The sequence below is a fragment of the Salinisphaera sp. C84B14 genome (assembly GCF_040361435.1).
Taxonomy (GTDB): domain Bacteria; phylum Pseudomonadota; class Gammaproteobacteria; order Nevskiales; family Salinisphaeraceae; genus Salinisphaera.
Genome location: NZ_APNL01000027.1, coordinates 1 through 20953, shown reverse-complemented (window position 1 = coordinate 20953; position 20953 = coordinate 1). Strand labels below are relative to the sequence as shown.

Genomic DNA, 20953 nt, shown 5'->3' with positions numbered 1-20953 from the left:
TTGACGTCGACCGCACGTCTGGCCTTCACACCCGGCGAGCCGGCGGGCATCGGCCCGGATCTGGCGGTACGGATCGCCCAGCGTGAACAGTCGGCCCAGCTGGTCGCCGTGGCTGACCCGGACCTGCTCCAGGCCCGGGCCGCCCAGCTCGGGCTGGCGCTGACGCTCGAAACGATCGACTACGACGCGCCGCCCCGGCCTCTGCCGGCCGGCACGCTGGGCATCGAACCGCTGCGTTGCGCCAATACGCCACGCCCCGGCGCGCTGGATTCCGGCAATGCCCGCTACGTGCTCGACTGCCTCGATCGCGCGGTCGATATGTGCCTGGAGGGGCGCTGTGCAGGGATGGTAACCGGGCCGGTGCACAAGGCGGTGATCAACGAAGCGGGCATCTTGTTTTCGGGCCATACCGTCTATCTGGCCGAGCGCTGCGCCAGCGACGAGCCGGTGATGATGCTGGCCACCGACGACGGCGCCCTGCGCGTTGCGCTGGCCAGCGTGCACATCCCCCTGGCCCACGTGCCGGCGGCACTCACCCGCGAATCGTTGACCCATACGCTGCGCGTGACCGAGACAGGCCTGCGCGAGCGCTTCGGCATCGCGCAGCCACGGCTGCTGGTCGCCGGGCTGAACCCGCATGCGGGCGAAAACGGCTATCTAGGGCGCGAAGAGATCGAGGTGATCACGCCCGTGCTTGAGGCCGAGCGCGCACGCGGGCTCGACCTGGTCGGCCCCCTGCCGGCGGATACGCTATTCACCCCGCACCGGCTGGCCGGCGCGGATGCGGTCGTCGCGATGTATCACGACCAGGGCCTGCCCGTGATCAAGCACCTGGGCTTTGGCCGCACCGTGAACATCAGCCTGGGCCTGCCGATTGTTCGAACCTCGGTGGACCACGGTACGGCCCTGGAGCTGGCCGGCAGCGAGGCCGTGGATTGCGGCAGCCTGCAGGCGGCCATCGATACCGCGCTGCGCATGGCCGCGGCCGGACGCCGCCCGGGCGAGCCGCGATGAAGCCGGTTTTGTTGCACACTCGGTGATCAACGCCGCCCACCCCAGCCAGCCGCGCGGCCGCCGTTCACTGGCGGCTGGATAAGAACGGCGGCGTCGCGTACCAACGCCGCTGCGCCCGTCGACCGCCTTCAAAGAGCTCTGCCATGGCCCGGAAACGATTTGGACAGCACTTCCTGCACGAACGCGGCGTGATCGATCGCATCGTGAGCATGCTCGCGCCGGCCACCGACGATGCCCTGGTGGAAATCGGCCCCGGCCAGGGGGCCCTGACCACGCCCCTGCTCGCACGGGTCGAGCGGCTGAGCGTCATCGAGATCGACCGCGACCTCATCGCCGAGCTCGAAGCCCGTGCCGCACAAGACCCCCGTCTGGAAGTGATCGCAGGCGACGCGCTGCGTATCGACTATGCGGCCCTGGCCAAACGCCGCGGGCCGCTGCGCCTGGTTGGCAACCTGCCCTACAACATTTCGTCGCCGCTGCTGTTCACGCTACTGGGCAGCACGGCGCCGATTGTGGACATGCACTTCATGCTGCAAAAGGAAGTGGTGGATCGCATGACCGCCTCGCCCGGCAGCCGTGACTATGGCCGACTGACCGTGTCGATGGCGGCGCGTGCGCATGCCCAGGCGTTGTTCGACGTGGGGCCGGGCGCCTTCAACCCGCCGCCGAAAGTCATGTCGTCGGTCGTACGCATCACCCCTCGGGCCCCGGACTTCGAAATCGTCAATCCGGCGTTGTTCGACCGTCTGGTAACCGCCGCGTTCAGCCAGCGCCGCAAGACCCTGCGCAATGCCGTAAGCGGTTTTCTCGATGCCGATGCAATCGACGCCTGCGATATCGATCCGATGCTGCGGCCCGAGCGGCTCGCGCCAGCCGATTTTGCCCGTCTTGCCAATCGTGCCCACGCCGACAAGGCCAGCAGCGGCACGGATTGAAGGCAGCCGCACAGGCACGGCCGCCCCGCTTGGGGCCTGCAAACGCTAACGCCAACCGTTGCGTTGCCTTGCAGAAATTCGCAAGGCAAGGCGGGAGCACAGATGGCGGGTAGGCCCAATTGGCGACGCGCGACGCGGCATGGTGGATTTCTGGACACACGCGGTCGGGAGGCCCGTCGGGAGGCCGGCCATTTCGTTTGCGTTGACCGGCCCTAGATCGGGCGGGTAGAGCAACGAGTCAACAGACGCGCGAACTCGCGCGGCGAACACAGCGCCTGGGCATCGTCACTAAACCAGAGCACCCGCTCGTGATTGATCAACCGCGCAAACGGCTCCGGATCGGCCAGCGGCCCCAGCAGGACCGGCGCCTTGAGCTGATCAACCCGCTCAAACCAGGCCTCCATATCCGAACCGACCTGTGCCGGGTCGATACAGGCCACGTCGCAGTCGGCCGGCACCGGCTTGTCATGGCCGGCCAGCGTCAAGGCGCGCCGTACCGGCAGCGAGGCGTGCGCACCGCGATGGGAACGGGCGCTGGTCAGACGCAGGATCAGATCGTTCGGATCGCGATCGGTTCGGCGCAGCGTATCCCGCCATACCGCCTCGGCGTCGGCGAAAGCCAGCATTGCGCTCGGGATCGGTAATACGATTGGCACGGTATTGATTTCGAGCGTGCGCCAGTTGCTGTGCAATAGCGAAAACCGCCGTGCGATCCACTGCGTGAACGCCCGCAGCGCGCCTTTCTGCTCCGCCAGGCGCGTCAGGGTGTCGGCGTCGACAAGCCGTGTATCGGGCCGCCGCCAGGCCAGGGCCGCACAGGCGCCGGCCAGAACTTCCCGACCGCTGTCGCGCCAGATCGGATAGAAACGCAAATCCAGCGTGGCATCCCCCAGCTGCGGCTCGGCGTCCATACGCGGCGCGTGCAGCTCGGCTTCGGCCGGCGCAATGGCCGGCGGCGGGCGCACTGACGCCGTCGCGTTCGATGCCGGCGCCGGCGCCGGGCGCGAGGCCTCGCGTCGAGCGTCGCTCTGCGGTGGCTCGGCGGTCTGCGCTGGGGCAGCGGACACTGTGGCTTGTCGCTGTGCTGCCCCTTGCGTATCCGCCGGCGTAGCGGTGGTTGCCGGCGGCGTTGCTGGCGGTTTGGACGCCGGCGTGGGCTGCGGCTCAGGCTCGCCCCCGGCCGCCGGTTGCGACGGCCGGGCCGCGGGCGATACGGCCGCGGGCGCGATCGGCTCGAACTCGTCGTCCCGCTTTTTCTTGTCCCCGCGTCGGAACAGGCTCGAGGACGCGCGTGACCCAGGCCGATTCGTTTGCGACGGCCCCGCTGCGGGCTTCTTCGTTTGCTGAGGTATCGTCGGTGCGTGCTGCGCGGCTTCGACCGCGGCGCGCTGCGAGCCACCGGCGGCTACCAGGGCTCCGACAAGGCCCACTAGACCGGCGAGCAAGACGGTAGCCCAGATAACCAGCCCGATCCCGGCATGGCCGAGTACCGCAAACCAGCTCACGCCAAACTCTGCCGATCCCACCGCGCCGGCCTGGCCCGGCGCGGACAAGCGCAAGGTTGCCTGCGCGGATTCCAGACGATAATCCCAGGCGCGCAGTGTCGGGGCGATGCCGGGGCCGAATAACTCGAAACGATTCGAAAACCGGCCGCGCGAAACCAGCGTGGCGCCGCCGGCATTGCGAACGGTGACATAGTTCAACCGCAGGCCCGGATCCGCCAGCAGCGTTTGCGTGGCATCAATCAGGCGGGTGGGCACGCGGTCCTGGCGGATATGCCCCGCGGTCGCCGATACGATTGCAGCCTCGGCTTTTGCGAGCATATCGGCGCGCGCCGCGCTGGTCAGTTGCACGGCGCGCAACCCCGCATAGCCGGCCAGAATCAGGCACAGCGCAGCCAGGGCATAGAGCGCGGCCGGTGGCGTGGGCTTACCCTGGCTGTGTTTTGGCGCGGCGGTCTTCATGCTTATGTTCACCCTCGAATCCAAACTCGGCCGCTGGCGAGCGCGAAGCCCCAGCGCGCCGGCAACTCTTTGCTAGCGCCCACCGGCGCAGTCAGCGGGTGGACCCAAGACCACCCTGCATAACGCGTAGCGCGCGCCGACCGGCATAGTCGAAGACGTTGTTCAGGCATGCACGATCGTACGCGCACGCGCCGCCGCCTTGGCACCACCGCCACCGGTTTCCCTAGTTGGCATTGAAGCCCACATTAGCAGACCGTCATCCTTTTGATTCAGCCCGTTAGCCTCGCCTCGGATACCGACAACCGACAGCTCATCGCGATTGCATTGGCGAGTTCGAGATCGTTTTCGATTTGCGGCCGCAGGGCCCGCGCGTGGGGCAAACCCCGCCCCTGTGTTCATGTATCGGCACAAACCCTTTTGAATTGATTGCGGCTGGCGCGACCAACGCTCTACACAGACGCTGCGCATGGCAAACCGCGCCCTGCACTAAGATCCTACCCTAGGTGCGCCAAGCTATTAATCCGGCATCAAAACAGTCGATGACGTCGGCTGTTTTATAGGCCATCGAAAACTCCCCTGTTGAATAATCCATCTTCGGGCCGAGCCAATGACCCGACCGCAGCCCGGATCCGAAGGACCTCGGACAGCGCTGGAGATGCGCGGCGACACGTATTTCGGTCGTGTTATAAAGCCGGCTAGAGGCAAGGCCGGCCGTCGCGTGGATCACGCTTATATGCGAACGTACGCGTGCCCCGCCGTTACCCGCGGCCTCCACGAGAAGCCGCTCGGTGCCGGCACACTCGCAAGCCCTCGCAACAAGGACATGCTTCGTGGCCATATTCTGTATCGGTGACATTCACGGCGCGGCCGGCGCGCTGGACCGGCTGATCGAACGGCTGCGCGCCGATCACCACGACCCGAGCTTCTGGTTCGTGGGCGATCTGGTCAATCGGGGCCCGGATTCGCTCGGCGTGCTGCGGCGCGTGCGCGCACTCGGCGACCGTGCCATTACCGTGCTCGGCAATCACGACCTGAGCCTGCTTGCGCTCGCCCAGCGCCGGGACGCACTCGACAAGGCCAAGCCGGGCCTGCGCGAGGTGCTCGAGGCGCCCGAGCGCGATGACCTGCTGCACTGGCTGCGGCATCGCCCGCTCATGCACCGCGACACGGCCATGGACTGGACGATGGTGCATGCCGGCATCCCGCCCGACTGGACGGTAGGCGATGCGCAGCGCCACGCCGAGGAACTGCAGGCCGTGTTGCGCGGGCCCGCCCATGTCGAGTTCCTGGCGGGTCTGTATGGCGATACCCCGACCCACTGGTCGCCGGCGCTGCGCGGGCTCGAACGCCTGCGCTATATCGCCAACGCGCTCACGCGCCAGCGTTTCATCAAAGCCGACGGCGGGCTGGACATGGATTACAAGAAGACGCTGGCCGATGCGCCGCCGACGCTGGTGCCATGGTTCGCCTGGCCACGCCGCGCATCCGCCGGCGAACGCATCGTGTTCGGGCACTGGTCAGCCCTTGAGCAGATCGCCTGGCCCGAGCACCGGGTATGGGGCATCGATACCGGGGCGGCCTGGGGCGGACAGCTCAGCGCCTTGCGCCTTGATACGGCCGCGCCGTACCTCGTCCAAGTGGAGGCAGACGCGGCCGACGACCAGGCAAGCTCCGCATAACCTGGCGCGGGTCGCGTTATAGTCCTCACAGCCGGCGCGGCAAGGCGTCCAAGCGCAGCGGCTGGCTGCCTGGCAGCTCAAGTCCGGCAACAACGCAGCCGAAGCGTCTGTGAGCCCCGCCTTGCCGGTCACCGGCTTGTGCAGGGCTTTCTAGAATCCGCGCACCACCCCGAGGTTGTAGGTGGTGTCGAGGTCTTCCACGCCAGGCTCCGGGTTGTTGTTGTACTCGTGTTCGAGCCCGGCCCGAAGATGCCAGGCGTTACTGTTCGCAATCGGCACCTCGACGCCGAGCGCTGATTCCAGAATGAAGTTTTCGCTCGGGCTGTTCGAAACCTCGGGATAGATGGTGAAATCGTGGGTCAGCTTGAGCCATTCACCGACGAGCTGGGCATAATCCCAGCCCGCCGAGAAGATCGCCTCGTGGCTGCTGCCGCCGCTGCTGTAACGCTCGTATTGGTGGCCTACGCCGCTGCGAACCTTGAACGTAAGACGATCGCGCCGCGCCAGGAAATAACCGGGGCCGATGAGGCTACGCGAGCGCAGGTCGATATCCTCGAACTCGTCGCGCTCGAGCTCCTGCTGCACAAACCAGAACAGGCGCTGGGTCAAGTCGTCCTCGAATCGAGCGTTGCCCAGATATTCTTCAGCCGTTGTCTCGTCGTCTTCCTCTTCCCGGTCGGCCGAGGCCGACATCGACAGGCGGGTGTCGCCCGTGTCGCGCAACGCGGAGAGCCGCGTGCGCCAAGCGCTGGTATCGGTATTGCCCGATCGGCCGTTCAGCCCGACTTCAATGTCGCCGGACCAGTAATCGGCGTCTTCGGGCGGCAAGCTGTCGGACTCGGGCAACGCATAGTCGTCGTCTTCCTGCTGAGCAGCGACCACTCGGGGCGCAATCTGGCTGACATCGTCGAGCGTCAACGGGCCGTCCGTTGCATTGGTTTCGGTGGCAACGACCTGGCTGCGCGACTGTTCGTCGTAGCCGAACTTCGCGCGCGTGGATTGGCCACTCGCGAGACGTACGTCGACGGCATCGTCGCTCGCCAGCCCCGTCAACCGGGCGCGCTCGATCTCGAGCCCCTGGGCAAATGCCGTATCGATAACGAGGTTATCCGCCGACAGCGACACGATCTTGCCGTTAATGCGACTGCCGTCTTCCAAAAAGACGGTATCTGCTTGGGCCACAGGCAAGACACCCCCCAAAACGACGGCCGCAGCCACCGCACCACCCCTGAACCAATCCATCTACGCTCCCTTTAACCAGTACGCGAAACCGCGCTTATTCTACCCATAAAAAAAGCCGGCCCAGGGCCGGCTTTCAATAGGCATGGAAGGCGACCCTAGGCCGACGCTTCCACCGCCTCGTCTTCGTCGTCTTCGATCATCGGCCGGTCGACCAGCTCGACGTACGCCATCGGCGCGTTGTCGCCGGGACGAAAGCCGCACTTGAGAATGCGCAGATAGCCGCCCGGGCGCTGCGCATAGCGCTGGCCCAGTTCGCCGAACAGCTTGCCGACCGCTTCCTTGTCGCGCAGACGAGCGAACGCCAGTCGCCGGTTGGCGACCGTGTCGGTCTTGCCCAAGGTAATCAACGGCTCTGCAACCCGGCGCAATTCCTTTGCCTTGGGCAGGGTCGTCCGGATCAGCTCCGCCTTGAACAGCGACGCCGACATGTTTTTCATCATGGCCGCGCGATGCGAGGATTCGCGCCCCAGGTTAGTACCGCTCTTGCGATGACGCATAGCTCTGTCCTTAGTCTATATTCGCGAAAAAACGCTAGGCTTTTTCGAGTTCGGCCGGCGGCCAGTTCTCGACCGTCATACCGAGTTTCAGCCCGTGCTCGGCCAGCACTTCGCTGATTTCGGTCAACGACTTCTTGCCGAGGTTCGGCGTACGCATGAGTTCCGTTTCGGTGCGCTGGACCAGATCACCCACGTAGTGGATGTCTTCTGCCTTCAGGCAGTTGGTCGAGCGAACCGTCAACTCGAGGTCCTCGATCGGCTTGAGCAGGGCCGGATCGGTCTTGCCCGTCTCGCCCTTGCGGCTCGATTCCTGGCGCGCTTCGAGGTCTACGAACACCGCCAGCTGGTCGTACAGCGTCGCCGCCGCGGTACGCACCGCGTCTTCCGGTTCCACGCTGCCGTTGGTTTCTATATCCAGCACCAGCTTGTCGAGGTCGGTACGCTGTTCGACACGCGCACGCTCGACCGCATAGCTCACGCGACGGATCGGGCTGAAGCTGGCATCCAGACGCAGCGCGCCGATTTCGCTCGCACCGGTATCTTCGTCGCCAACTTCCGACTTGCTCTGTGCCGGCTGGTAGCCACGACCACGCTCGACCTTCATGCTCATGCGCAGCTCACCGCTGGTCAGATGCGCAATCACCAGATCCGGATTGACGATTTCCACGTCGTGATCCGTGGTGATATCGCCGGCAGTTACCGGGCCCTCACCGCTCTTGTGCAGGTGCAACTCCGCTTCTTCACGCGAGTGCATGCGTACCGCCACGTTCTTGAGGTTGAGCAGCACGTCGATGACGTCTTCCTGCATACCCTCAACCGTGGTGTACTCGTGGAGTACGCCTTCGATCTTGACTTCGGTGATCGCCGCCCCGGGAATCGAGGACAGCAGGATCCGCCGAATCGCGTTGCCGAGCGTATGACCGTAGCCACGCTCGAGCGGCTCGAGCGCGATCTTGGCGCGCCGCTCGTTTGCCCGCTCGACCTCGACCAGGCGCGGTTTCAGCAATTCACTGGACTGCATAATGCAAATACCTCTTGCTGTCTGTGACAGCGCCTATTACTTCGAGTAAAGCTCGACTACCAGATTCTCGTTGATATCCGGCAGCATCTGATCGCGGTCCGGAATGGCCTTGAAAGTGCCCTTGAGGCCTTTCTCGTCCACCTCGACCCACTCACTCAGGCCGAGCTGCGATGCCACCTGCAGCGATTCGATAATGCGCGGCTGGTGCTTCGCACGGTTACGGATCGCGACCGTGTCGCCCACCTTTACCTCGTACGACGGAATATTGACCGGATAGTCGTTGACCGCCACCGCCTTGTGGTTCACAAGCTGGCGGGCTTCGGCGCGCGTGGAAGCAAAGCCCATGCGGTAGACCACGTTATCCAGGCGGCTTTCCAGCTGCTGCAGCAACACCACACCGGTCGCGCCCTTGTTCTGCGCGGCCTTCTTGTAGTAGTTGCGGAACTGCTTCTCCAGCACGCCGTACATATGCCGCAGCTTCTGCTTTTCGCGCAGCTGCAGGGCATAGTCCGACAGGCGCTGGCGACGCTGGGTGCCCTGGGCACCCGGCGGCGTATCGATCTTGCACTTACCTTCCAGCGAACGGCCGCGTCCCTTGAGGAACAGGTCGGTGCCTGCCCGGCGCGAAAGCTTGCATTTAGGTCCTGTGTACTTAGCCATTGTTCTCTACCTGTTGCGGTTCGGTCGCCAGCGCGCGTTAGACGCGGCGCTTCTTGGGCGGACGACAGCCGTTATGCGGGATCGGGGTCACGTCGATGATGCCGGTGACCTTGAAACCCGCACCATTGAGCGAGCGCACGGCGGCTTCGCGCCCCGGACCCGGGCCTTTCACCCGAACCTCGAGATTCTTGACGCCGTATTGCGCCGCGCCCTCACCGGCACGCTCGGCAGCGACCTGCGCTGCGAACGGCGTGCTCTTTCGCGAGCCCTTGAAGCCACAGCTACCCGAAGTGCACCAGGACAACACGTTACCCTGACGATCGGAGATCGTGATGATCGTGTTGTTGAAGGTGGCATACACGAATGCGATGCCGTCGGTGACGTTGCGGCGTGCGCGCGCTTTGCGCGTACGAGATGCTGTAGAAGACGTGCCTGTCGCCATAAAGCGTTACCTGTACTCTCGTGCGAGAACGAACTAGCGGCGAATGGGCCGGCGAGGGCCCTTACGCGTGCGCGAATTGGTTTTGGTACGCTGACCGCGCACCGGAAGACCGCGACGATGACGCAGGCCGCGATAACAGCCCAGATCCATCAATCGCTTGATGTTCATGGAGATCTCACGCCGAAGATCGCCTTCGATCGTGTACTGCTGAACCTGAGCACGCAGCGCCTCGACCTCACCCTCGGTAAGATCCTTGACCTTGGTGTCGGTTGCCACGTTCGACGCCGCACAGATTTCACGCGCTCGCGTAAACCCGACGCCGTAAAGTGAGGTCAACGCCACCACCGTATGCTTGTTGATCGGGAGGTTAACTCCAGCGATTCGCGCCATTCGATTGATCTCCCAGCTACCGGGCTATGGTTGTCGCGTGCATTGTAGCGCCCGCGAATATTCAACCGTGGAAAAGCCCGCCAATATAGCCTTTCTGGTCTGTGATTACAAGGTTTCTCGACTAACCCTGGCGCTGCTTATGGCGCGGGTCGGTCGAACAGATCACCATCACGGCGCCGTTGCGCCGGATGACTTTGCAATTGCGGCAAATTTTCTTAACCGATGCTCTAACTTTCATGTCCTACCTCTGACATCTCGCCGGCCGTAATTAACGGTCGGTGGTGTAATCGTTGTTGCGCTTGATAACGCCCCGGCTAGCGGAGCATGCCGGCGCCGGCACCGCCGCGCCCCTGAGACTTCAGGTTGTTCTTCTTCATCAACCCTTCGTACTGATGCGACATCAGGTGCGCCTGTAGCTGTGCCATGAAGTCCATGACAACCACCACGATGATCAGCAACGAAGTACCGCCGAAATAGAACGGCACGTTGTACTGAAGAATCAACAACTCCGGAAGCAGACAGACCGCCGTAACGTATACCGCGCCTGCGACCGTCAACCGGGTCAGAACGGTATCGATATAGTTCGCCGTCTGAATGCCCGGCCGAACGCCCGGAATGAATGCACCGGACTTCTTGAGGTTATCCGCCGTTTCCCGCGAATCGAATACGAGCGCGGTATAGAAAAAGCAGAAGAACACGATCATCAACGAGTAGAACAGCACGTACAGCGGCTGACCCGGGGCGATCGCATTCGACACCCAGTTTGCGACCGAACCGCCCTCGCCCAGAAACCGGACCACGGTGGCCGGGAACAGGATGATGCTCGAAGCGAAGATCGGCGGAATCACACCTGCCATGTTCAGCTTGAGCGGCAAATGTTGGGTCTGGGCCGCATACATCTTGCGTCCGCGCTGGCGCTGCGCATGATGCACCGGGATACGACGTTGCGCGCGTTCCACGAACACGACAAACGCCAGCACCGCCATCGCACCCACGAACAGGGCAATCACGAAGAAGATACTCAGCTCGCCGGTGCGCACCAGATCAAGCGTGCCGCCAATGGCAGAAGGCAGCCCGGCCACGATCGCGGCAAAAATCAGCATCGAGATGCCGTTACCAATGCCGCGTTCGGTCACCTGTTCGCCCAGCCACATCAAAAACATCGCGCCCGTGGTCAAACAGACCGCGGTCGTGAAGATGAAGCTGAATTCGCTGGTACCGCTCTGGGCTATACCCTGATTCCAGAGCGCAATACCGGTGCCAATCGACTGGAACGATGCAAGCGCGACCGTGCCGTAACGCGTGTACTGCGTAATCTTGCGACGACCGGCCTCGCCTTCCTTCTTGATTTCCTTGAGCGCCGGCACCGTCGCCGTCATCAACTGCATGATGATCGACGCGGAAATATACGGCATCACGCCAAGCGCGAAGATCGACAGGCGCTTGAGAGCGCCGCCGGTGAACATCACGCCGACATCGAGGATGGTGCCGGCCTGCTGCTCGAACAGTCGCGCCAACTGGGCCGGATCGATACCCGGCACGGGAATGAACGTGCCGATACGAAACACAATCAGCGCACCCACCAGAAACAGCAGGCGCTGACGCACTTCCGTTAGGCTTCCCGAATTCGGGTTGAAGCCGCCGGGCGCTGCAGTGTTGGGACGCTTGGCCATGATTACTCGGCGACGCTGCCGCCGGCGGCTTCGATGGCCTTGACCGCGCCGGCCGTTGCAGCGACGCCCTTCAAGTTCACCGCCACGGTGATCTCGCCCGAGGCGATTACCTTGGCACGGCGCGCTTCGCGCGCGACCACGCCGGCAGCCTTGAGCGCAGCCAGGTCGACGTCGCCTTCGAGACGGTTCAGGTTGTCCAGGCGCACCTCGGCCGGTGCGTTGACCGGGCTACGAAAGCCGCGCTTGGGCACACGCCGCTGCAGCGGCATCTGGCCGCCTTCGAAACCCATCTTCGTGTAACCACCGCTGCGCGACTTCTGGCCCTTGTGGCCACGCCCGGCCGTCTTGCCCATGTCCGAACCCGGGCCACGGCCAACGCGCTTGCGCAGCTTGCGCGCGCCTTCGTTGGGCTGTAGATCGTTGAGTTTCATCCTAGGACTCCTGGATCGCGAGCATGTCGACGATCTTGTTGATCATGCCCCGGTTTTCCGGCGTATCCGCCACCGTCACCTGATGATGCAGCCGACGCAGGCCCAGCCCACGTACGCAAGCGCGATGACGCTTGACTCGGCCGATCGGACTCTTGATGAGTTTGATCGTGATTTCTTTGCTGGCCATCCCGCGCCTCCGTTAAGCCGTGATTTCTTCGACCGACTTGCCACGCTTGGCGGCGATGAACTCGGGGTCATGCATTTCACGCAGCCCGTTGATCGTCGCGCGTACGAGGTTGATCGGGTTACGCGAGCCGTAGCTCTTCGCCAGGACGTTGCTCACGCCGGCGACTTCGAACACGGCACGCATGCCGCCACCGGCGATGACGCCGGTACCTTCGGAGGCCGGACGCATGATGACCTTGGTGGCGCCGTGGCGACCGACGATTGCATGCTGCAACGTCGAGCCTTCCTTGATCTGCACGCGGATCATGCTCTTGCGCGCCGCTTCCATCGCCTTGGCGATGGCCAGCGGCACTTCGCGCGCCTTGCCATAGCCGAAGCCGACACGACCTTCGCCGTCGCCAACCACGGTGAGCGCGGTAAAGCCAAACTGGCGGCCGCCCTTGACCACCTTGGCCACGCGATTGACCGTGATCAGCTTCTCGAGCAGATCGCCTTCGGTGCGTTGTTCGTTACGTGTTGCCATTGCGAAAAATCCCGTTAGAACTGCAGGCCGCTTTCACGTGCGGCGTCGGCGAGTGCCTTGACTCGACCGTGATAGGCGAAACCCGAACGGTCGAACGCCACGGCTTCTACGCCCGCAGCCTTGGCCCGGTCGGCGATCGTCCGGCCGATGACGCGTGCCGCGTCACAGTTTCCGGTCTTGCCGCATTCCTCGCGCAGGGTCTTTTCGACCGTAGAAGCGCTGGCGATTGTACGCGAACCGTCGGGCGCGACGATCTGAGCATAAATATGCTGCGGCGTACGGTGTACAGACAGGCGATGCGCGCCCAGGTTGCGCATGTGCATGCGGCCCCGACGGGCGCGACGCAGTCGCGAAATCGTTTTCTTGTGCATGGCGTAATGAATCTGTTGTTGGCGGTAAATGTAACGCGCCGTTGATTACTTCTTCTTCGCGTCCTTGCGAACCACGCGCTCGTCGGCGTAGCGAATACCCTTGCCCTTGTAGGGCTCCGGCGGACGGTAGTTGCGGATCTCGGCGGCGGCCTGACCGACCACCTGCTTGTCCGCACCCGTAAGCACGATTTCGGTATTGCTCGGCGTCGCAACGGTCACGCCCTGCGGCATTTTGTAAGCCACCGGATGCGACAGGCCCAGCGACAGGTTCAGGGTGTCGCCCTGGGCCTGGGCACGATAGCCCACGCCCACCAGCTCGAGCTTGCGCTCGAAGCCTTCGCTGACGCCTTTAACCATGTTCGCGACCGTCGCACGCACCGTTCCGGCCATTGCCATATTCGGCTTGCGGCCGGTGGGCTTGGCAGTGGCGGCACCGTCGGCGACCTCGACATCGACGCCGTCCGGCAGTCGAAAGCTGAGTTCGCCGTTCTTGCCCTTCACCCGCACGTCGCGCTCGGCGACGTTGCACTCAACGCCGCTGGGCAAGCTCACCGGGGCTTTAGCTACTCTGGACATATTCGAACTTCCTGTGCGTTGCTCGACGTGCCTTACGACACGTAGCAGAGAATCTCGCCGCCATGACCAGCCTCACGGGCCGCACGGTCGGTCATCACGCCCTGCGACGTGGACACGATCGAGATACCGAGGCCACCGACAACCGTGGGCACTTCCTTCTTGCCCCGATAGACGCGCAGACCGGGCTTGGACACCCGCTCGATGTGCTCGATCACGCCGTGGCCCTGGAAGTACTTGAGCGCCACGCGCAAACGCGGCTTGCCGTCCAGGTCGACGGTTTCGAATCCGGAGATGTAGCCTTCGTCCTGCAGCACCTGGGCAATCGCCAGTTTCAGCTTGGACGAGGGCATTTCGACGCTTTCCTTATCTGCCGACTGCCCGTTACGGATACGGGTCAACATGTCGGCGATGGGGTCAGTCATACTCATGCGTACCGATACCTTTTCTGTGGCCTACCAGGAGGACATAACGAGACCGGGCACTTCACCGCGCATTGCGGCTTCCCGCAATTTGTTACGCGAGAGCCCGAACTTGCGGTAAACACCGCGCGGACGACCGGTCGCCTGACAACGACGCGTCACCCGTGTCGGGCTGGCATCGCGCGGCAGCGCCTGCAGTTCCTGCGCAGCGGCAAAACGCTCTTCAGGCGTCGCCTCCGGGTCGTTGATACGTTCCTTGATCGCGGCGCGCTTTTCGGCGTATTTCGCCACCAGCTTCATGCGCTTGCGATCGCGGGCGATCATGCTTTTCTTTGCCATACTTGGGGTCTCCGGGGCCGGTTACTTGCGGAACGGGAAATTGAACCCGTCCAGCAGCGCGCGCCCCTCTTCGTCGTTCTTGGCCGAGGTCGAGATCACGATATCCATACCGCGAAGCGCATCGACCCGGTCGTAATCGATTTCCGGGAACACGATCTGCTCACGGATACCGAGGCTATAGTTGCCACGCCCGTCGAACGCGCGCGGATTCAACCCACGAAAGTCACGGATACGCGGCAGCGATACGTTCACCAGCCGATCCAGAAACTCGTACATCTGGGTGCGACGCAGCGTCACCTTGCAGCCGATCGGCCAACCCTCGCGGATCTTGAAACCGGCCACCGACTTGCGTGCCCGGGTCATCACCGGCTTCTGGCCGGCGATCTTGGCCATATCAGCCATCGCCGACTCGATCACCTTGCGATCGGACACCGCTTCGCCCACACCCATATTGAGCGTGATCTTGGTGACACGCGGCGCCGCCATCGGGCTGCTGAAGCCAAATTGCTCCATCAGCTTGGGTACGATTTGATCGGCATACACCGATTTCAAGCGCGCGGGATGTTTGCTCGTATTTTCCATGGCGTTTTCCATGTCGTTCACCTACGCGTCGACCACTTCGCCGGACGATTTGTAGATACGGACCTTGCGCCGATCCGAACCTTCGCCCAGCCACTTGAAACCGACCCGTTCGCCCTTCTGGGTGTCCGGGTTGTACAGCATCACGTTCGAAACATGCAGCGGCATTTCCCGCTCTTCGATGCCGCCCTGGATGCCCTGATTCGGGTCCGCACGGACATGCTTTTTCGCAATGTTGATGCCTTCGACAACGACCTTGTCCTCGAGTACACGGTTGACCGTGCCGCGACGACCGCGATCCTTGCCGCTGATCACGATGACTTCGTCACCGCTACGAATCTTTCTGGAGCTCATAGAACCTCCGGCGCAAGCGAGATGATGCGCATGAACTTCTCACGCAGCTCGCGCGTGACCGGCCCGAAAATACGGGTGCCGATCGGCTCGTTGTTGTTGTTGAGCAGCACGGCGGCGTTGTTGTCGAAGCGGATCAGCGATCCGTCGTTGCGACGGACACCGTGACGTGTACGCACGACCACCGCGTTCATCACTTCGCCTTTCTTGACACGACCACGCGGGATCGCGTCCTTGACGCTGACCTTGATGATGTCGCCAACGCGCGCGTAACGACGATGCGAGCCGCCCAGCACCTTGATGCACTGGACGCGGCGCGCGCCGCTGTTATCGGCGGCATTGAGTACCGATTCTGTCTGGATCATGGCTGTCGTTTATCCTGCGGTATCGAATTCGCCGGCCTTCTCGACCACGCGCCGCAGCGACCACGCCTTGCGGCGGGACACCGGGCGACCCTCAGCGATTTCAACGAAATCGCCCACCTGGCAAGTATTCTCCGGATCGTGCGCCTTGAGACGCGTACTCCGACGGATGTACTTGCCGTACAGCGGGTGCTGCGTGCGCCGCTCGATGAGCACGACAATGGTCTTGTCCATCGCGTTACTCACGACCTTGCCGGCCAGAACGCGCTGACGCTTGTCCTGCTCGGCGGCGGTGCTGTTGTTTTCGCTCGTTTCGCTCATGGCTCAACTGTTCCTATTTGCCGGCTTCGCGCAGCACGGTCTTGATGCGCGCGATGTCACGACGAATGACGCCGAACTGATGGGTCTGCGACAGCTGGCCCGTGGCCTGCTGCATGCGCAGGTTGAACTGCTCGCGACGCAGCGAGAGCAATTCCTTTTCTAGATCTTCAGGCGATTTCTCGCGCAGTTCTTTCGCTTTCATCTTCGCCTCTACAGAATCTTGCGTTCGACAAAGGCCGTCTTCACCGGCAGCTTCGACGCCGCCAGGCGGAAGGCTTCCTGGGCGACTTCGCGGCTCACGCCTTCCATTTCGTAAAGCATGGAGCCGGGCTGCACCTTGGCCACCCAGAACTCGACGTTGCCCTTGCCCTTACCCATACGAACCTCGATGGGCTTCTTGGTAACCGGCTTGTCGGGAAACACGCGAATCCAGGTCTTGCCGCCACGCTTGATGTGACGGGTCATGGCACGACGCGCCGCTTCGATCTGGCGTGCGGTCAGGCGACCACGTTCGACCGCCTTCAGGCCGTACTCGCCGAAGCTCACGGCATTACCGCGCTGGGCCAGACCACGGTTGCGGCCTTTCTGAACCTTGCGGAACTTGACTCGTTTCGGTTGCAACATGGTTGTTTACCCCGCGGCCGCGCCGGTATCGGCGGGCTTTTCTTCGATCTTGGGATCGGTGTCGAACACTTCGCCCTTGAAGATCCAGACCTTGACGCCGAGAACGCCGTAGGTGGTCTTGGCTTCAGCCAGGCCGTAGTCGATGTCGGCACGCAGCGTATGCAGCGGCACGCGGCCGTCGCGATACCATTCCGTACGCGCGATTTCGGCACCGTTGAGACGGCCGGCGACGTTAACGCGGATACCGCCCGCACCCAGGCGCATCGCGTTGCCCACCGCGCGCTTCATCGCGCGACGGAACATGATGCGGCGCTCGAGCTGCTGGGCGATATTCTGGGCCACGAGCAGGGCGTCGAGCTCCGGACGGCGAATCTCTTCGACCGACAGATGCACGGGCACGCCCATGCGCTCGGACACTTCCGAACGCAGCTTGTCGATATCCTCGCCCTTCTTGCCGATGACGATGCCCGGACGCGCCGTATGCAGCGTGATCCGCGCACTACGCGCCGGACGATCGATCTGAATACGGCTGACCGAGGCATGCGCCAGCTTTTCGCGAATGAAATCACGAATCTCCAGATCCGTATTCAGCGCGTCGCGATAGCCGGCGTTCTCTGCATACCAGCGCGAGCTCCACTCGGAGGTAATACCGAGACGGAAACCGACAGGATGTACTTTATGACCCATATCTTTATCCGTTTACTTGTCTGCGACGCGAATCGTCACGTGACTCGTACGCTTGAAAATCCGATCGGCGCGACCGCGGGCTCGAGGCTTCATCCGTTTCATGGTCGGACCTTCGTCAACCATGATCGTGGATACCTTGAGCTCGTCGATATCGGCGCCTTCATTGTGCTCGGCGTTGGCAACTGCCGACTCGAGCACCTTGCGCACGATATGCGCCGCTTTCTTGCTCGAAAACTGCAGCGTTTCCAGCGCACGCTCGACCGGCATGCCCCGCACCTCATCGGCAACAAGACGAACTTTCTGCGGCGAGATACGCGCGAAACGAAGTTTGGCGAACGATTCCATATTAATAAGTCCTCGCCTTAACCCTTGCGGTCGCCCAGGTGACCCTTGAAGGTCCGCGTCGGGGAAAACTCGCCAAGCTTGTGGCCGACCATGTTTTCCGACACGAACACCGGCACGTGCTGACGACCGTTATGCACGGCAATCGTCAAGCCGATCATGTCGGGCGTCACCATCGAGCGACGCGACCAGGTTTTGATCGGCCGCTTGGTGCTGCTGTTCGCGGCTGCTTCCACCTTGGCGGCGAGATGCAGGTCGACGAACGGGCCTTTCTTGATTGAACGGGGCATAGCTATTCCTGTGCCTTTATAAAACGCGGCTTACCGCTTCTTACGCTTGACGCTGCGACGAACAATCATGCCGTCGGTGCGCTTGTTAGCACGCGTCTTGAAACCCTTGGTCTTCCAACCCCAGGGGCTGGTCGGATGACGACCGCCACTGGTCCGGCCTTCACCACCACCATGCGGGTGATCCACCGGGTTCATCGCCACGCCGCGTACGGTCGGGCGACGACCACGCCAGCGCGTGGCGCCGGCCTTGCCGAGCTGACGCAGGCTGTGCTCGTAGTTGCCGACTTCGCCAACCGTGGCCCGGCAGTTGATGTGCACACGTCGCGTCTCGCCGGACTTCAAGCGAAGAACGGCATATTCGCCGGCACGCGCAGCAACCTGCACGGCAGCGCCGGCGCTGCGGCCGAGCTGCGCACCCTTGCCGGGGCGCATTTCAACGCAGTGCACCGTCGTGCCCACCGGAATGCTTGCCAGCGGCAAAGCATTGCCCGGGCGGATCGGCGACTGCGGACCCGACATGATCTTGGTATCCACCGTCACGCCGCGCGGCGCGATAATGTAGCGACGCTCGCCATCCGCGTAGCACAGCAGCGCGATGTTCGCGCTACGGTTCGGGTCGTATTCGAGGCGCTCGACCTTGGCCGGCACGCCGTCCTTGTCGCGCTTGAAATCGACCAGACGATAATGCTGACGATGGCCGCCACCACGATGCCGAACGGTGATGCGACCGTTGTTGTTACGACCGCCCTGCTTATGCTTCTTGACGACAAGCGACGACTCGGGCTTGCCGTTATGCAGCGTCGCATCCTTGACGCTGACGACAAAGCGACGACCCGCGGATGTCGGCTTGGCTTTCTTGAGTGCCATAGTTTCTTACCTTTTGGCGCTTGCTACGAGCGCTTACTGGGTGGCGCCGTCGAGGAAATCGATTTCCTCGCCCTGAGCCAACGTGACGTAGGCCTTCTTCCAGCCACTGCGCACGCCGGGCCGACCGCGAAACCGTTTCAGCTTCGGCTTGGCATTGACCGTCGTCACGCCTTCGACCTTGACGTCGAACAGCGCGGCGACCGCTGCCTTGATCTCGGGCTTCGTCGCCGTCTTTGCGACTTCGAAGACCACCTGATTATGTGCGTCCGCGACCACCGTGCTCTTTTCAGAGATATGGGGCGCGCGCAGAATCTGGAAAATGCGTTCCTGGTTCATTGCAGCCAACCTTCAAGGGCGCGCAGCGCCTCTTCCGTGATGAGCACTTTTTCGGCACCGACCAGAACCACCGGATCCAGCGCGTTTACCGCGACTACATCCAGCCCGACGACGTTGTTGGCCGAATAGCCCAGCTTGTCGTCGACTTCCGAGACGACGATGAGACCGCGCGGCTCGCAATCCTGATCTGCCAGAGCCTTGATCAGACCCTTCGTGCTACGAGCCTCCAGCGCCGGCGCCTCGATGACCGCAAGACGATCCTGGCGCAGCAGCTCGGAGACGATCGCGCTCATGCCAGCTCGATACATCTTGCGGTTGACCTTCTGCGCATAATCACGCGGGGTCGCCGCAAAGGTCACGCCGCCGCCGGTCCAGATCGGACTACGAATCGTGCCGGCACGGGCACGCCCGGTGCCTTTCTGGCGCCAGGGCTTCTTGCCGCCACCGCTGACCGCGGCACGGTTTTTCTGCGCCTTGGTGCCAGCACGCGAACCGGCGAGGTAGGCCGTGACGATCTGATGAACCAGATCCTTGTTAAACGGGCGCGCGAAGATAGCGTCGGAAACCGATACCGTCTTGCCGCCTGCTGCCAAATTAAGTTCCATGACTTATGCCTGTCGTAAAAGTCGGGCCTAGCCGGCCTTCTTGACCGCGGGACTGATGACCACGTCACCGCCCTTCGCGCCCGGAACGCCGCCCTCGATCAGGATCAGGTTGCGCTCGGCATCCACACGTACAACCCGAAGGTTCTGTACCGTGGTGCGCGCGTTACCCAGCTGACCGGCCATTTTCTTGCCCTTGAACACGTGTCCGGGCGACTGGTTCTGACCGATGGAACCCGGCGCACGATGCGCCTTCGAGTTACCATGCGACATGCGCTGCGAACGGAAGTTATGACGCTTGATCACGCCGCCATAACCCTTACCGATCGAACGACCAACCACGTCGACGATCTGACCTTCCGCAAACAGCGAAACCGTCAGCTCGCCACCCACGGCCAGCTCCACCTGCTCCGCCTCGGCCGGCTCTTCGCCTTCTGCGGCCGGCTGCGGCGCTTCAACCGGCACCGTCGGCCAGTCACCCTCAACGCGGAATTCCCACAGGCCACGGCCCGCTTCGACGCCGGCCTTCTTGAAGTGACCTGCCGCCGCCTTGGTTACGCGACTTGCACGCCGCGTGCCCGTGGTGACCTGTACCGCGCGATAACCGTCACTGTCGCCGTCCTTCATCTGGACAACGCGATTCGGCTCGACCTCGACGACCGTTACCGGAACGGACACGCCGTTTTCGTCGAAAACGCGAGACATGCCGCGCTTGCGACCTACCAATCCAATAGCCATGTGTTAAGTACCTTCTCGCTTATCGCCACTCGCTAGAGGGGGCGACAGTTCAAGTTTGGTTGCATCCAGTAAACGAAGCCCGCGTGATGCGGGCTTCGTTCGCCAGGGCCGCGGACTATACCAGACCGCAACCGATTTGTCTCGGTCTTACTGCAATTTAATTTGGACGTCGACGCCCGCAGCAAGATCCAGCTTCATAAGCGCGTCCACGGTCTTCTCCGTGGGCTCCACGATATCCATCATACGCTTGTGCGTACGGATCTCGTACTGGTCCCGCGCGTCCTTGTTGACGTGCGGCGAGATCAGGATCGTGTAGCGCTCCTTGCGGGTCGGCAGCGGGATCGGGCCATGCACCTGCGCACCCGTGCGCTTGGCGGTTTCCACGATCTCGCGGGCCGACTTGTCGATCAAACGATGATCGAAGGCCTTGAGACGGATACGAATGTTCTGACTTGCGGCCATGTTTATTCCGTAATCTTGGTCACGACGCCG

At 62.9% G+C, this 20953-nt stretch carries 33 protein-coding genes; 3 read left to right on the top strand and 30 right to left on the bottom strand.

Annotated elements, in window-relative coordinates:
- Entirely contained in the window at positions 1–1014 is a 1014-nt protein-coding gene (gene pdxA, locus C84B14_RS17010) for a 4-hydroxythreonine-4-phosphate dehydrogenase PdxA (protein WP_353225869.1), read from the top strand.
- A 143-nt stretch (positions 1015–1157) separates the two neighbouring features.
- Entirely contained in the window at positions 1158–1949 is a 792-nt protein-coding gene (gene rsmA / locus C84B14_RS17005; protein ID WP_353225867.1) for a 16S rRNA (adenine(1518)-N(6)/adenine(1519)-N(6))-dimethyltransferase RsmA, read from the top strand.
- Positions 1950–2161: 212 nt separating this feature from the next.
- Here the strand turns inward: rsmA and C84B14_RS17000 are convergent, their stop codons facing one another.
- A complete protein-coding gene (locus tag C84B14_RS17000) occupies positions 2162–3925 on the bottom strand; it encodes an EAL domain-containing protein (RefSeq protein ID WP_353225865.1) in 1764 nt (587 codons plus the stop codon).
- Positions 3926–4743: 818 nt separating this feature from the next.
- Here C84B14_RS17000 and C84B14_RS16995 point away from each other — a divergent pair.
- Complete coding sequence (locus tag C84B14_RS16995) at positions 4744–5592, top strand: symmetrical bis(5'-nucleosyl)-tetraphosphatase (protein ID WP_353225863.1); 849 nt, start codon at positions 4744–4746, stop codon at positions 5590–5592.
- Between the two features lie 150 nt (positions 5593–5742).
- Here C84B14_RS16995 and C84B14_RS16990 read toward each other — a convergent pair whose 3' ends face one another.
- From C84B14_RS16990 to rpsJ, 29 genes are all read right to left on the bottom strand, one after another.
- Entirely contained in the window at positions 5743–6774 is a 1032-nt protein-coding gene (locus C84B14_RS16990; protein WP_353225861.1) for a DUF481 domain-containing protein, read from the bottom strand.
- 155 nt (positions 6775–6929) lie between these two features.
- Complete coding sequence (rplQ, locus tag C84B14_RS16985) at positions 6930–7331, bottom strand: 50S ribosomal protein L17 (protein ID WP_353225859.1); 402 nt, start codon at positions 7329–7331, stop codon at positions 6930–6932.
- A 34-nt stretch (positions 7332–7365) separates the two neighbouring features.
- Positions 7366–8352: a DNA-directed RNA polymerase subunit alpha gene (locus C84B14_RS16980; RefSeq protein ID WP_348766972.1), complete on the bottom strand. Its 987-nt coding sequence runs from the start codon at positions 8350–8352 to the stop codon at positions 7366–7368.
- Between the two features lie 36 nt (positions 8353–8388).
- Positions 8389–9012, bottom strand: a complete 624-nt coding sequence (rpsD, locus tag C84B14_RS16975; protein WP_348766973.1) for a 30S ribosomal protein S4 — start codon at positions 9010–9012, stop codon at positions 8389–8391.
- 37 nt (positions 9013–9049) lie between these two features.
- The gene (gene rpsK, locus C84B14_RS16970; protein ID WP_006913652.1) at positions 9050–9454 is read right to left on the bottom strand and encodes a 30S ribosomal protein S11; all 405 of its coding nucleotides are present in this window, start codon (positions 9452–9454) and stop codon (positions 9050–9052) included.
- Between the two features lie 33 nt (positions 9455–9487).
- Positions 9488–9844: a 30S ribosomal protein S13 gene (rpsM, locus tag C84B14_RS16965; protein WP_348766974.1), complete on the bottom strand. Its 357-nt coding sequence runs from the start codon at positions 9842–9844 to the stop codon at positions 9488–9490.
- 121 nt (positions 9845–9965) lie between these two features.
- Positions 9966–10082: a 50S ribosomal protein L36 gene (gene rpmJ, locus C84B14_RS16960; protein ID WP_006913650.1), complete on the bottom strand. Its 117-nt coding sequence runs from the start codon at positions 10080–10082 to the stop codon at positions 9966–9968.
- Positions 10083–10158: 76 nt separating this feature from the next.
- A complete protein-coding gene (gene secY, locus C84B14_RS16955; protein ID WP_348766975.1) occupies positions 10159–11517 on the bottom strand; it encodes a preprotein translocase subunit SecY in 1359 nt (452 codons plus the stop codon).
- 2 nt (positions 11518–11519) lie between these two features.
- Positions 11520–11948 (bottom strand): 50S ribosomal protein L15, encoded by a 429-nt coding sequence (gene rplO, locus C84B14_RS16950; protein ID WP_353225857.1) that lies wholly within the window; start codon positions 11946–11948, stop codon positions 11520–11522.
- A gap of 1 nt (position 11949) precedes the next feature.
- Positions 11950–12135, bottom strand: a complete 186-nt coding sequence (gene rpmD, locus C84B14_RS16945) for a 50S ribosomal protein L30 (RefSeq protein ID WP_293626234.1) — start codon at positions 12133–12135, stop codon at positions 11950–11952.
- 12 nt (positions 12136–12147) lie between these two features.
- On the bottom strand, positions 12148–12657 hold the full coding sequence (gene rpsE, locus C84B14_RS16940) for a 30S ribosomal protein S5 (RefSeq protein WP_293626232.1): 510 nt from the start codon (positions 12655–12657) through the stop codon (positions 12148–12150).
- A 14-nt stretch (positions 12658–12671) separates the two neighbouring features.
- On the bottom strand, positions 12672–13028 hold the full coding sequence (gene rplR / locus C84B14_RS16935; RefSeq protein ID WP_293626230.1) for a 50S ribosomal protein L18: 357 nt from the start codon (positions 13026–13028) through the stop codon (positions 12672–12674).
- Between the two features lie 45 nt (positions 13029–13073).
- On the bottom strand, positions 13074–13604 hold the full coding sequence (gene rplF, locus C84B14_RS16930) for a 50S ribosomal protein L6 (protein WP_353225854.1): 531 nt from the start codon (positions 13602–13604) through the stop codon (positions 13074–13076).
- A 32-nt stretch (positions 13605–13636) separates the two neighbouring features.
- The gene (gene rpsH / locus C84B14_RS16925) at positions 13637–14032 is read right to left on the bottom strand and encodes a 30S ribosomal protein S8 (protein ID WP_348767728.1); all 396 of its coding nucleotides are present in this window, start codon (positions 14030–14032) and stop codon (positions 13637–13639) included.
- A gap of 24 nt (positions 14033–14056) precedes the next feature.
- Positions 14057–14362 (bottom strand): 30S ribosomal protein S14, encoded by a 306-nt coding sequence (gene rpsN / locus C84B14_RS16920; protein WP_006913642.1) that lies wholly within the window; start codon positions 14360–14362, stop codon positions 14057–14059.
- Between the two features lie 21 nt (positions 14363–14383).
- Positions 14384–14944, bottom strand: a complete 561-nt coding sequence (gene rplE, locus C84B14_RS16915; RefSeq protein WP_348767727.1) for a 50S ribosomal protein L5 — start codon at positions 14942–14944, stop codon at positions 14384–14386.
- Between the two features lie 21 nt (positions 14945–14965).
- On the bottom strand, positions 14966–15295 hold the full coding sequence (gene rplX, locus C84B14_RS16910) for a 50S ribosomal protein L24 (RefSeq protein ID WP_348767726.1): 330 nt from the start codon (positions 15293–15295) through the stop codon (positions 14966–14968).
- Positions 15292–15657 (bottom strand): 50S ribosomal protein L14, encoded by a 366-nt coding sequence (rplN, locus tag C84B14_RS16905; protein WP_006913639.1) that lies wholly within the window; start codon positions 15655–15657, stop codon positions 15292–15294. Before rplN ends, rplX begins: the two co-directional genes overlap by 4 nt.
- A gap of 9 nt (positions 15658–15666) precedes the next feature.
- Positions 15667–15975 carry a 30S ribosomal protein S17 gene (gene rpsQ / locus C84B14_RS16900; RefSeq protein WP_348767725.1) on the bottom strand — a complete coding sequence of 103 codons (309 nt, stop codon included), beginning with the start codon at positions 15973–15975 and terminating at the stop codon, positions 15667–15669.
- A gap of 13 nt (positions 15976–15988) precedes the next feature.
- Complete coding sequence (gene rpmC, locus C84B14_RS16895; RefSeq protein WP_293626216.1) at positions 15989–16177, bottom strand: 50S ribosomal protein L29; 189 nt, start codon at positions 16175–16177, stop codon at positions 15989–15991.
- Between the two features lie 8 nt (positions 16178–16185).
- Positions 16186–16599: a 50S ribosomal protein L16 gene (gene rplP, locus C84B14_RS16890; RefSeq protein ID WP_006913636.1), complete on the bottom strand. Its 414-nt coding sequence runs from the start codon at positions 16597–16599 to the stop codon at positions 16186–16188.
- Positions 16600–16605: 6 nt separating this feature from the next.
- Positions 16606–17286, bottom strand: coding sequence for a 30S ribosomal protein S3 (gene rpsC / locus C84B14_RS16885; RefSeq protein ID WP_353225851.1), 681 nt, complete (start codon positions 17284–17286; stop codon positions 16606–16608).
- A 12-nt stretch (positions 17287–17298) separates the two neighbouring features.
- Positions 17299–17631 carry a 50S ribosomal protein L22 gene (gene rplV, locus C84B14_RS16880; RefSeq protein WP_348767723.1) on the bottom strand — a complete coding sequence of 111 codons (333 nt, stop codon included), beginning with the start codon at positions 17629–17631 and terminating at the stop codon, positions 17299–17301.
- Positions 17632–17648: 17 nt separating this feature from the next.
- Entirely contained in the window at positions 17649–17918 is a 270-nt protein-coding gene (gene rpsS, locus C84B14_RS16875; RefSeq protein ID WP_006913633.1) for a 30S ribosomal protein S19, read from the bottom strand.
- A gap of 30 nt (positions 17919–17948) precedes the next feature.
- Complete coding sequence (rplB, locus tag C84B14_RS16870; protein ID WP_353225849.1) at positions 17949–18785, bottom strand: 50S ribosomal protein L2; 837 nt, start codon at positions 18783–18785, stop codon at positions 17949–17951.
- 33 nt (positions 18786–18818) lie between these two features.
- A complete protein-coding gene (gene rplW, locus C84B14_RS16865; protein ID WP_348767721.1) occupies positions 18819–19121 on the bottom strand; it encodes a 50S ribosomal protein L23 in 303 nt (100 codons plus the stop codon).
- On the bottom strand, positions 19118–19726 hold the full coding sequence (gene rplD, locus C84B14_RS16860) for a 50S ribosomal protein L4 (protein ID WP_348767720.1): 609 nt from the start codon (positions 19724–19726) through the stop codon (positions 19118–19120). Before rplD ends, rplW begins: the two co-directional genes overlap by 4 nt.
- Before the next feature lie 27 nt (positions 19727–19753).
- A complete protein-coding gene (gene rplC / locus C84B14_RS16855; protein ID WP_353225846.1) occupies positions 19754–20461 on the bottom strand; it encodes a 50S ribosomal protein L3 in 708 nt (235 codons plus the stop codon).
- A 147-nt stretch (positions 20462–20608) separates the two neighbouring features.
- Positions 20609–20923 carry a 30S ribosomal protein S10 gene (gene rpsJ, locus C84B14_RS16850; RefSeq protein WP_006913628.1) on the bottom strand — a complete coding sequence of 105 codons (315 nt, stop codon included), beginning with the start codon at positions 20921–20923 and terminating at the stop codon, positions 20609–20611.
- Positions 20924–20953: the final 30 nt, after the last annotated feature.

Coding starts and splice junctions, on each gene's coding strand:
- rplF (WP_353225854.1), bottom strand. CDS start 13,604: ATGTCCAGAGTAGCTAAAGCCCCGGTGAGCTTGCCCAGCGGCGTTGAG.
- rplV (WP_348767723.1), bottom strand. CDS start 17,631: ATGGAATCGTTCGCCAAACTTCGTTTCGCGCGTATCTCGCCGCAGAAA.
- rpsC (WP_353225851.1), bottom strand. CDS start 17,286: ATGGGTCATAAAGTACATCCTGTCGGTTTCCGTCTCGGTATTACCTCC.
- rsmA (WP_353225867.1), top strand. CDS start 1,158: ATGGCCCGGAAACGATTTGGACAGCACTTCCTGCACGAACGCGGCGTG.
- rplQ (WP_353225859.1), bottom strand. CDS start 7,331: ATGCGTCATCGCAAGAGCGGTACTAACCTGGGGCGCGAATCCTCGCAT.
- rplX (WP_348767726.1), bottom strand. CDS start 15,295: ATGAGCTCCAGAAAGATTCGTAGCGGTGACGAAGTCATCGTGATCAGC.
- C84B14_RS16980 (WP_348766972.1), bottom strand. CDS start 8,352: ATGCAGTCCAGTGAATTGCTGAAACCGCGCCTGGTCGAGGTCGAGCGG.
- rplP (WP_006913636.1), bottom strand. CDS start 16,599: ATGTTGCAACCGAAACGAGTCAAGTTCCGCAAGGTTCAGAAAGGCCGC.
- rpmD (WP_293626234.1), bottom strand. CDS start 12,135: ATGGCCAGCAAAGAAATCACGATCAAACTCATCAAGAGTCCGATCGGC.
- rpsD (WP_348766973.1), bottom strand. CDS start 9,012: ATGGCTAAGTACACAGGACCTAAATGCAAGCTTTCGCGCCGGGCAGGC.
- rpsJ (WP_006913628.1), bottom strand. CDS start 20,923: ATGGCCGCAAGTCAGAACATTCGTATCCGTCTCAAGGCCTTCGATCAT.
- rpsN (WP_006913642.1), bottom strand. CDS start 14,362: ATGGCAAAGAAAAGCATGATCGCCCGCGATCGCAAGCGCATGAAGCTG.
- rpsH (WP_348767728.1), bottom strand. CDS start 14,032: ATGAGTATGACTGACCCCATCGCCGACATGTTGACCCGTATCCGTAAC.
- rplR (WP_293626230.1), bottom strand. CDS start 13,028: ATGCACAAGAAAACGATTTCGCGACTGCGTCGCGCCCGTCGGGGCCGC.
- rplB (WP_353225849.1), bottom strand. CDS start 18,785: ATGGCACTCAAGAAAGCCAAGCCGACATCCGCGGGTCGTCGCTTTGTC.
- rplO (WP_353225857.1), bottom strand. CDS start 11,948: ATGAAACTCAACGATCTACAGCCCAACGAAGGCGCGCGCAAGCTGCGC.
- rpsM (WP_348766974.1), bottom strand. CDS start 9,844: ATGGCGCGAATCGCTGGAGTTAACCTCCCGATCAACAAGCATACGGTG.
- rpmC (WP_293626216.1), bottom strand. CDS start 16,177: ATGAAAGCGAAAGAACTGCGCGAGAAATCGCCTGAAGATCTAGAAAAG.
- rplC (WP_353225846.1), bottom strand. CDS start 20,461: ATGGCTATTGGATTGGTAGGTCGCAAGCGCGGCATGTCTCGCGTTTTC.
- rpmJ (WP_006913650.1), bottom strand. CDS start 10,082: ATGAAAGTTAGAGCATCGGTTAAGAAAATTTGCCGCAATTGCAAAGTC.
- rpsK (WP_006913652.1), bottom strand. CDS start 9,454: ATGGCGACAGGCACGTCTTCTACAGCATCTCGTACGCGCAAAGCGCGC.
- secY (WP_348766975.1), bottom strand. CDS start 11,517: ATGGCCAAGCGTCCCAACACTGCAGCGCCCGGCGGCTTCAACCCGAAT.
- rplW (WP_348767721.1), bottom strand. CDS start 19,121: ATGAACCAGGAACGCATTTTCCAGATTCTGCGCGCGCCCCATATCTCT.
- rplD (WP_348767720.1), bottom strand. CDS start 19,726: ATGGAACTTAATTTGGCAGCAGGCGGCAAGACGGTATCGGTTTCCGAC.
- rpsS (WP_006913633.1), bottom strand. CDS start 17,918: ATGCCCCGTTCAATCAAGAAAGGCCCGTTCGTCGACCTGCATCTCGCC.
- rplN (WP_006913639.1), bottom strand. CDS start 15,657: ATGATCCAGACAGAATCGGTACTCAATGCCGCCGATAACAGCGGCGCG.
- rpsQ (WP_348767725.1), bottom strand. CDS start 15,975: ATGAGCGAAACGAGCGAAAACAACAGCACCGCCGCCGAGCAGGACAAG.
- rplE (WP_348767727.1), bottom strand. CDS start 14,944: ATGGAAAATACGAGCAAACATCCCGCGCGCTTGAAATCGGTGTATGCC.
- rpsE (WP_293626232.1), bottom strand. CDS start 12,657: ATGGCAACACGTAACGAACAACGCACCGAAGGCGATCTGCTCGAGAAG.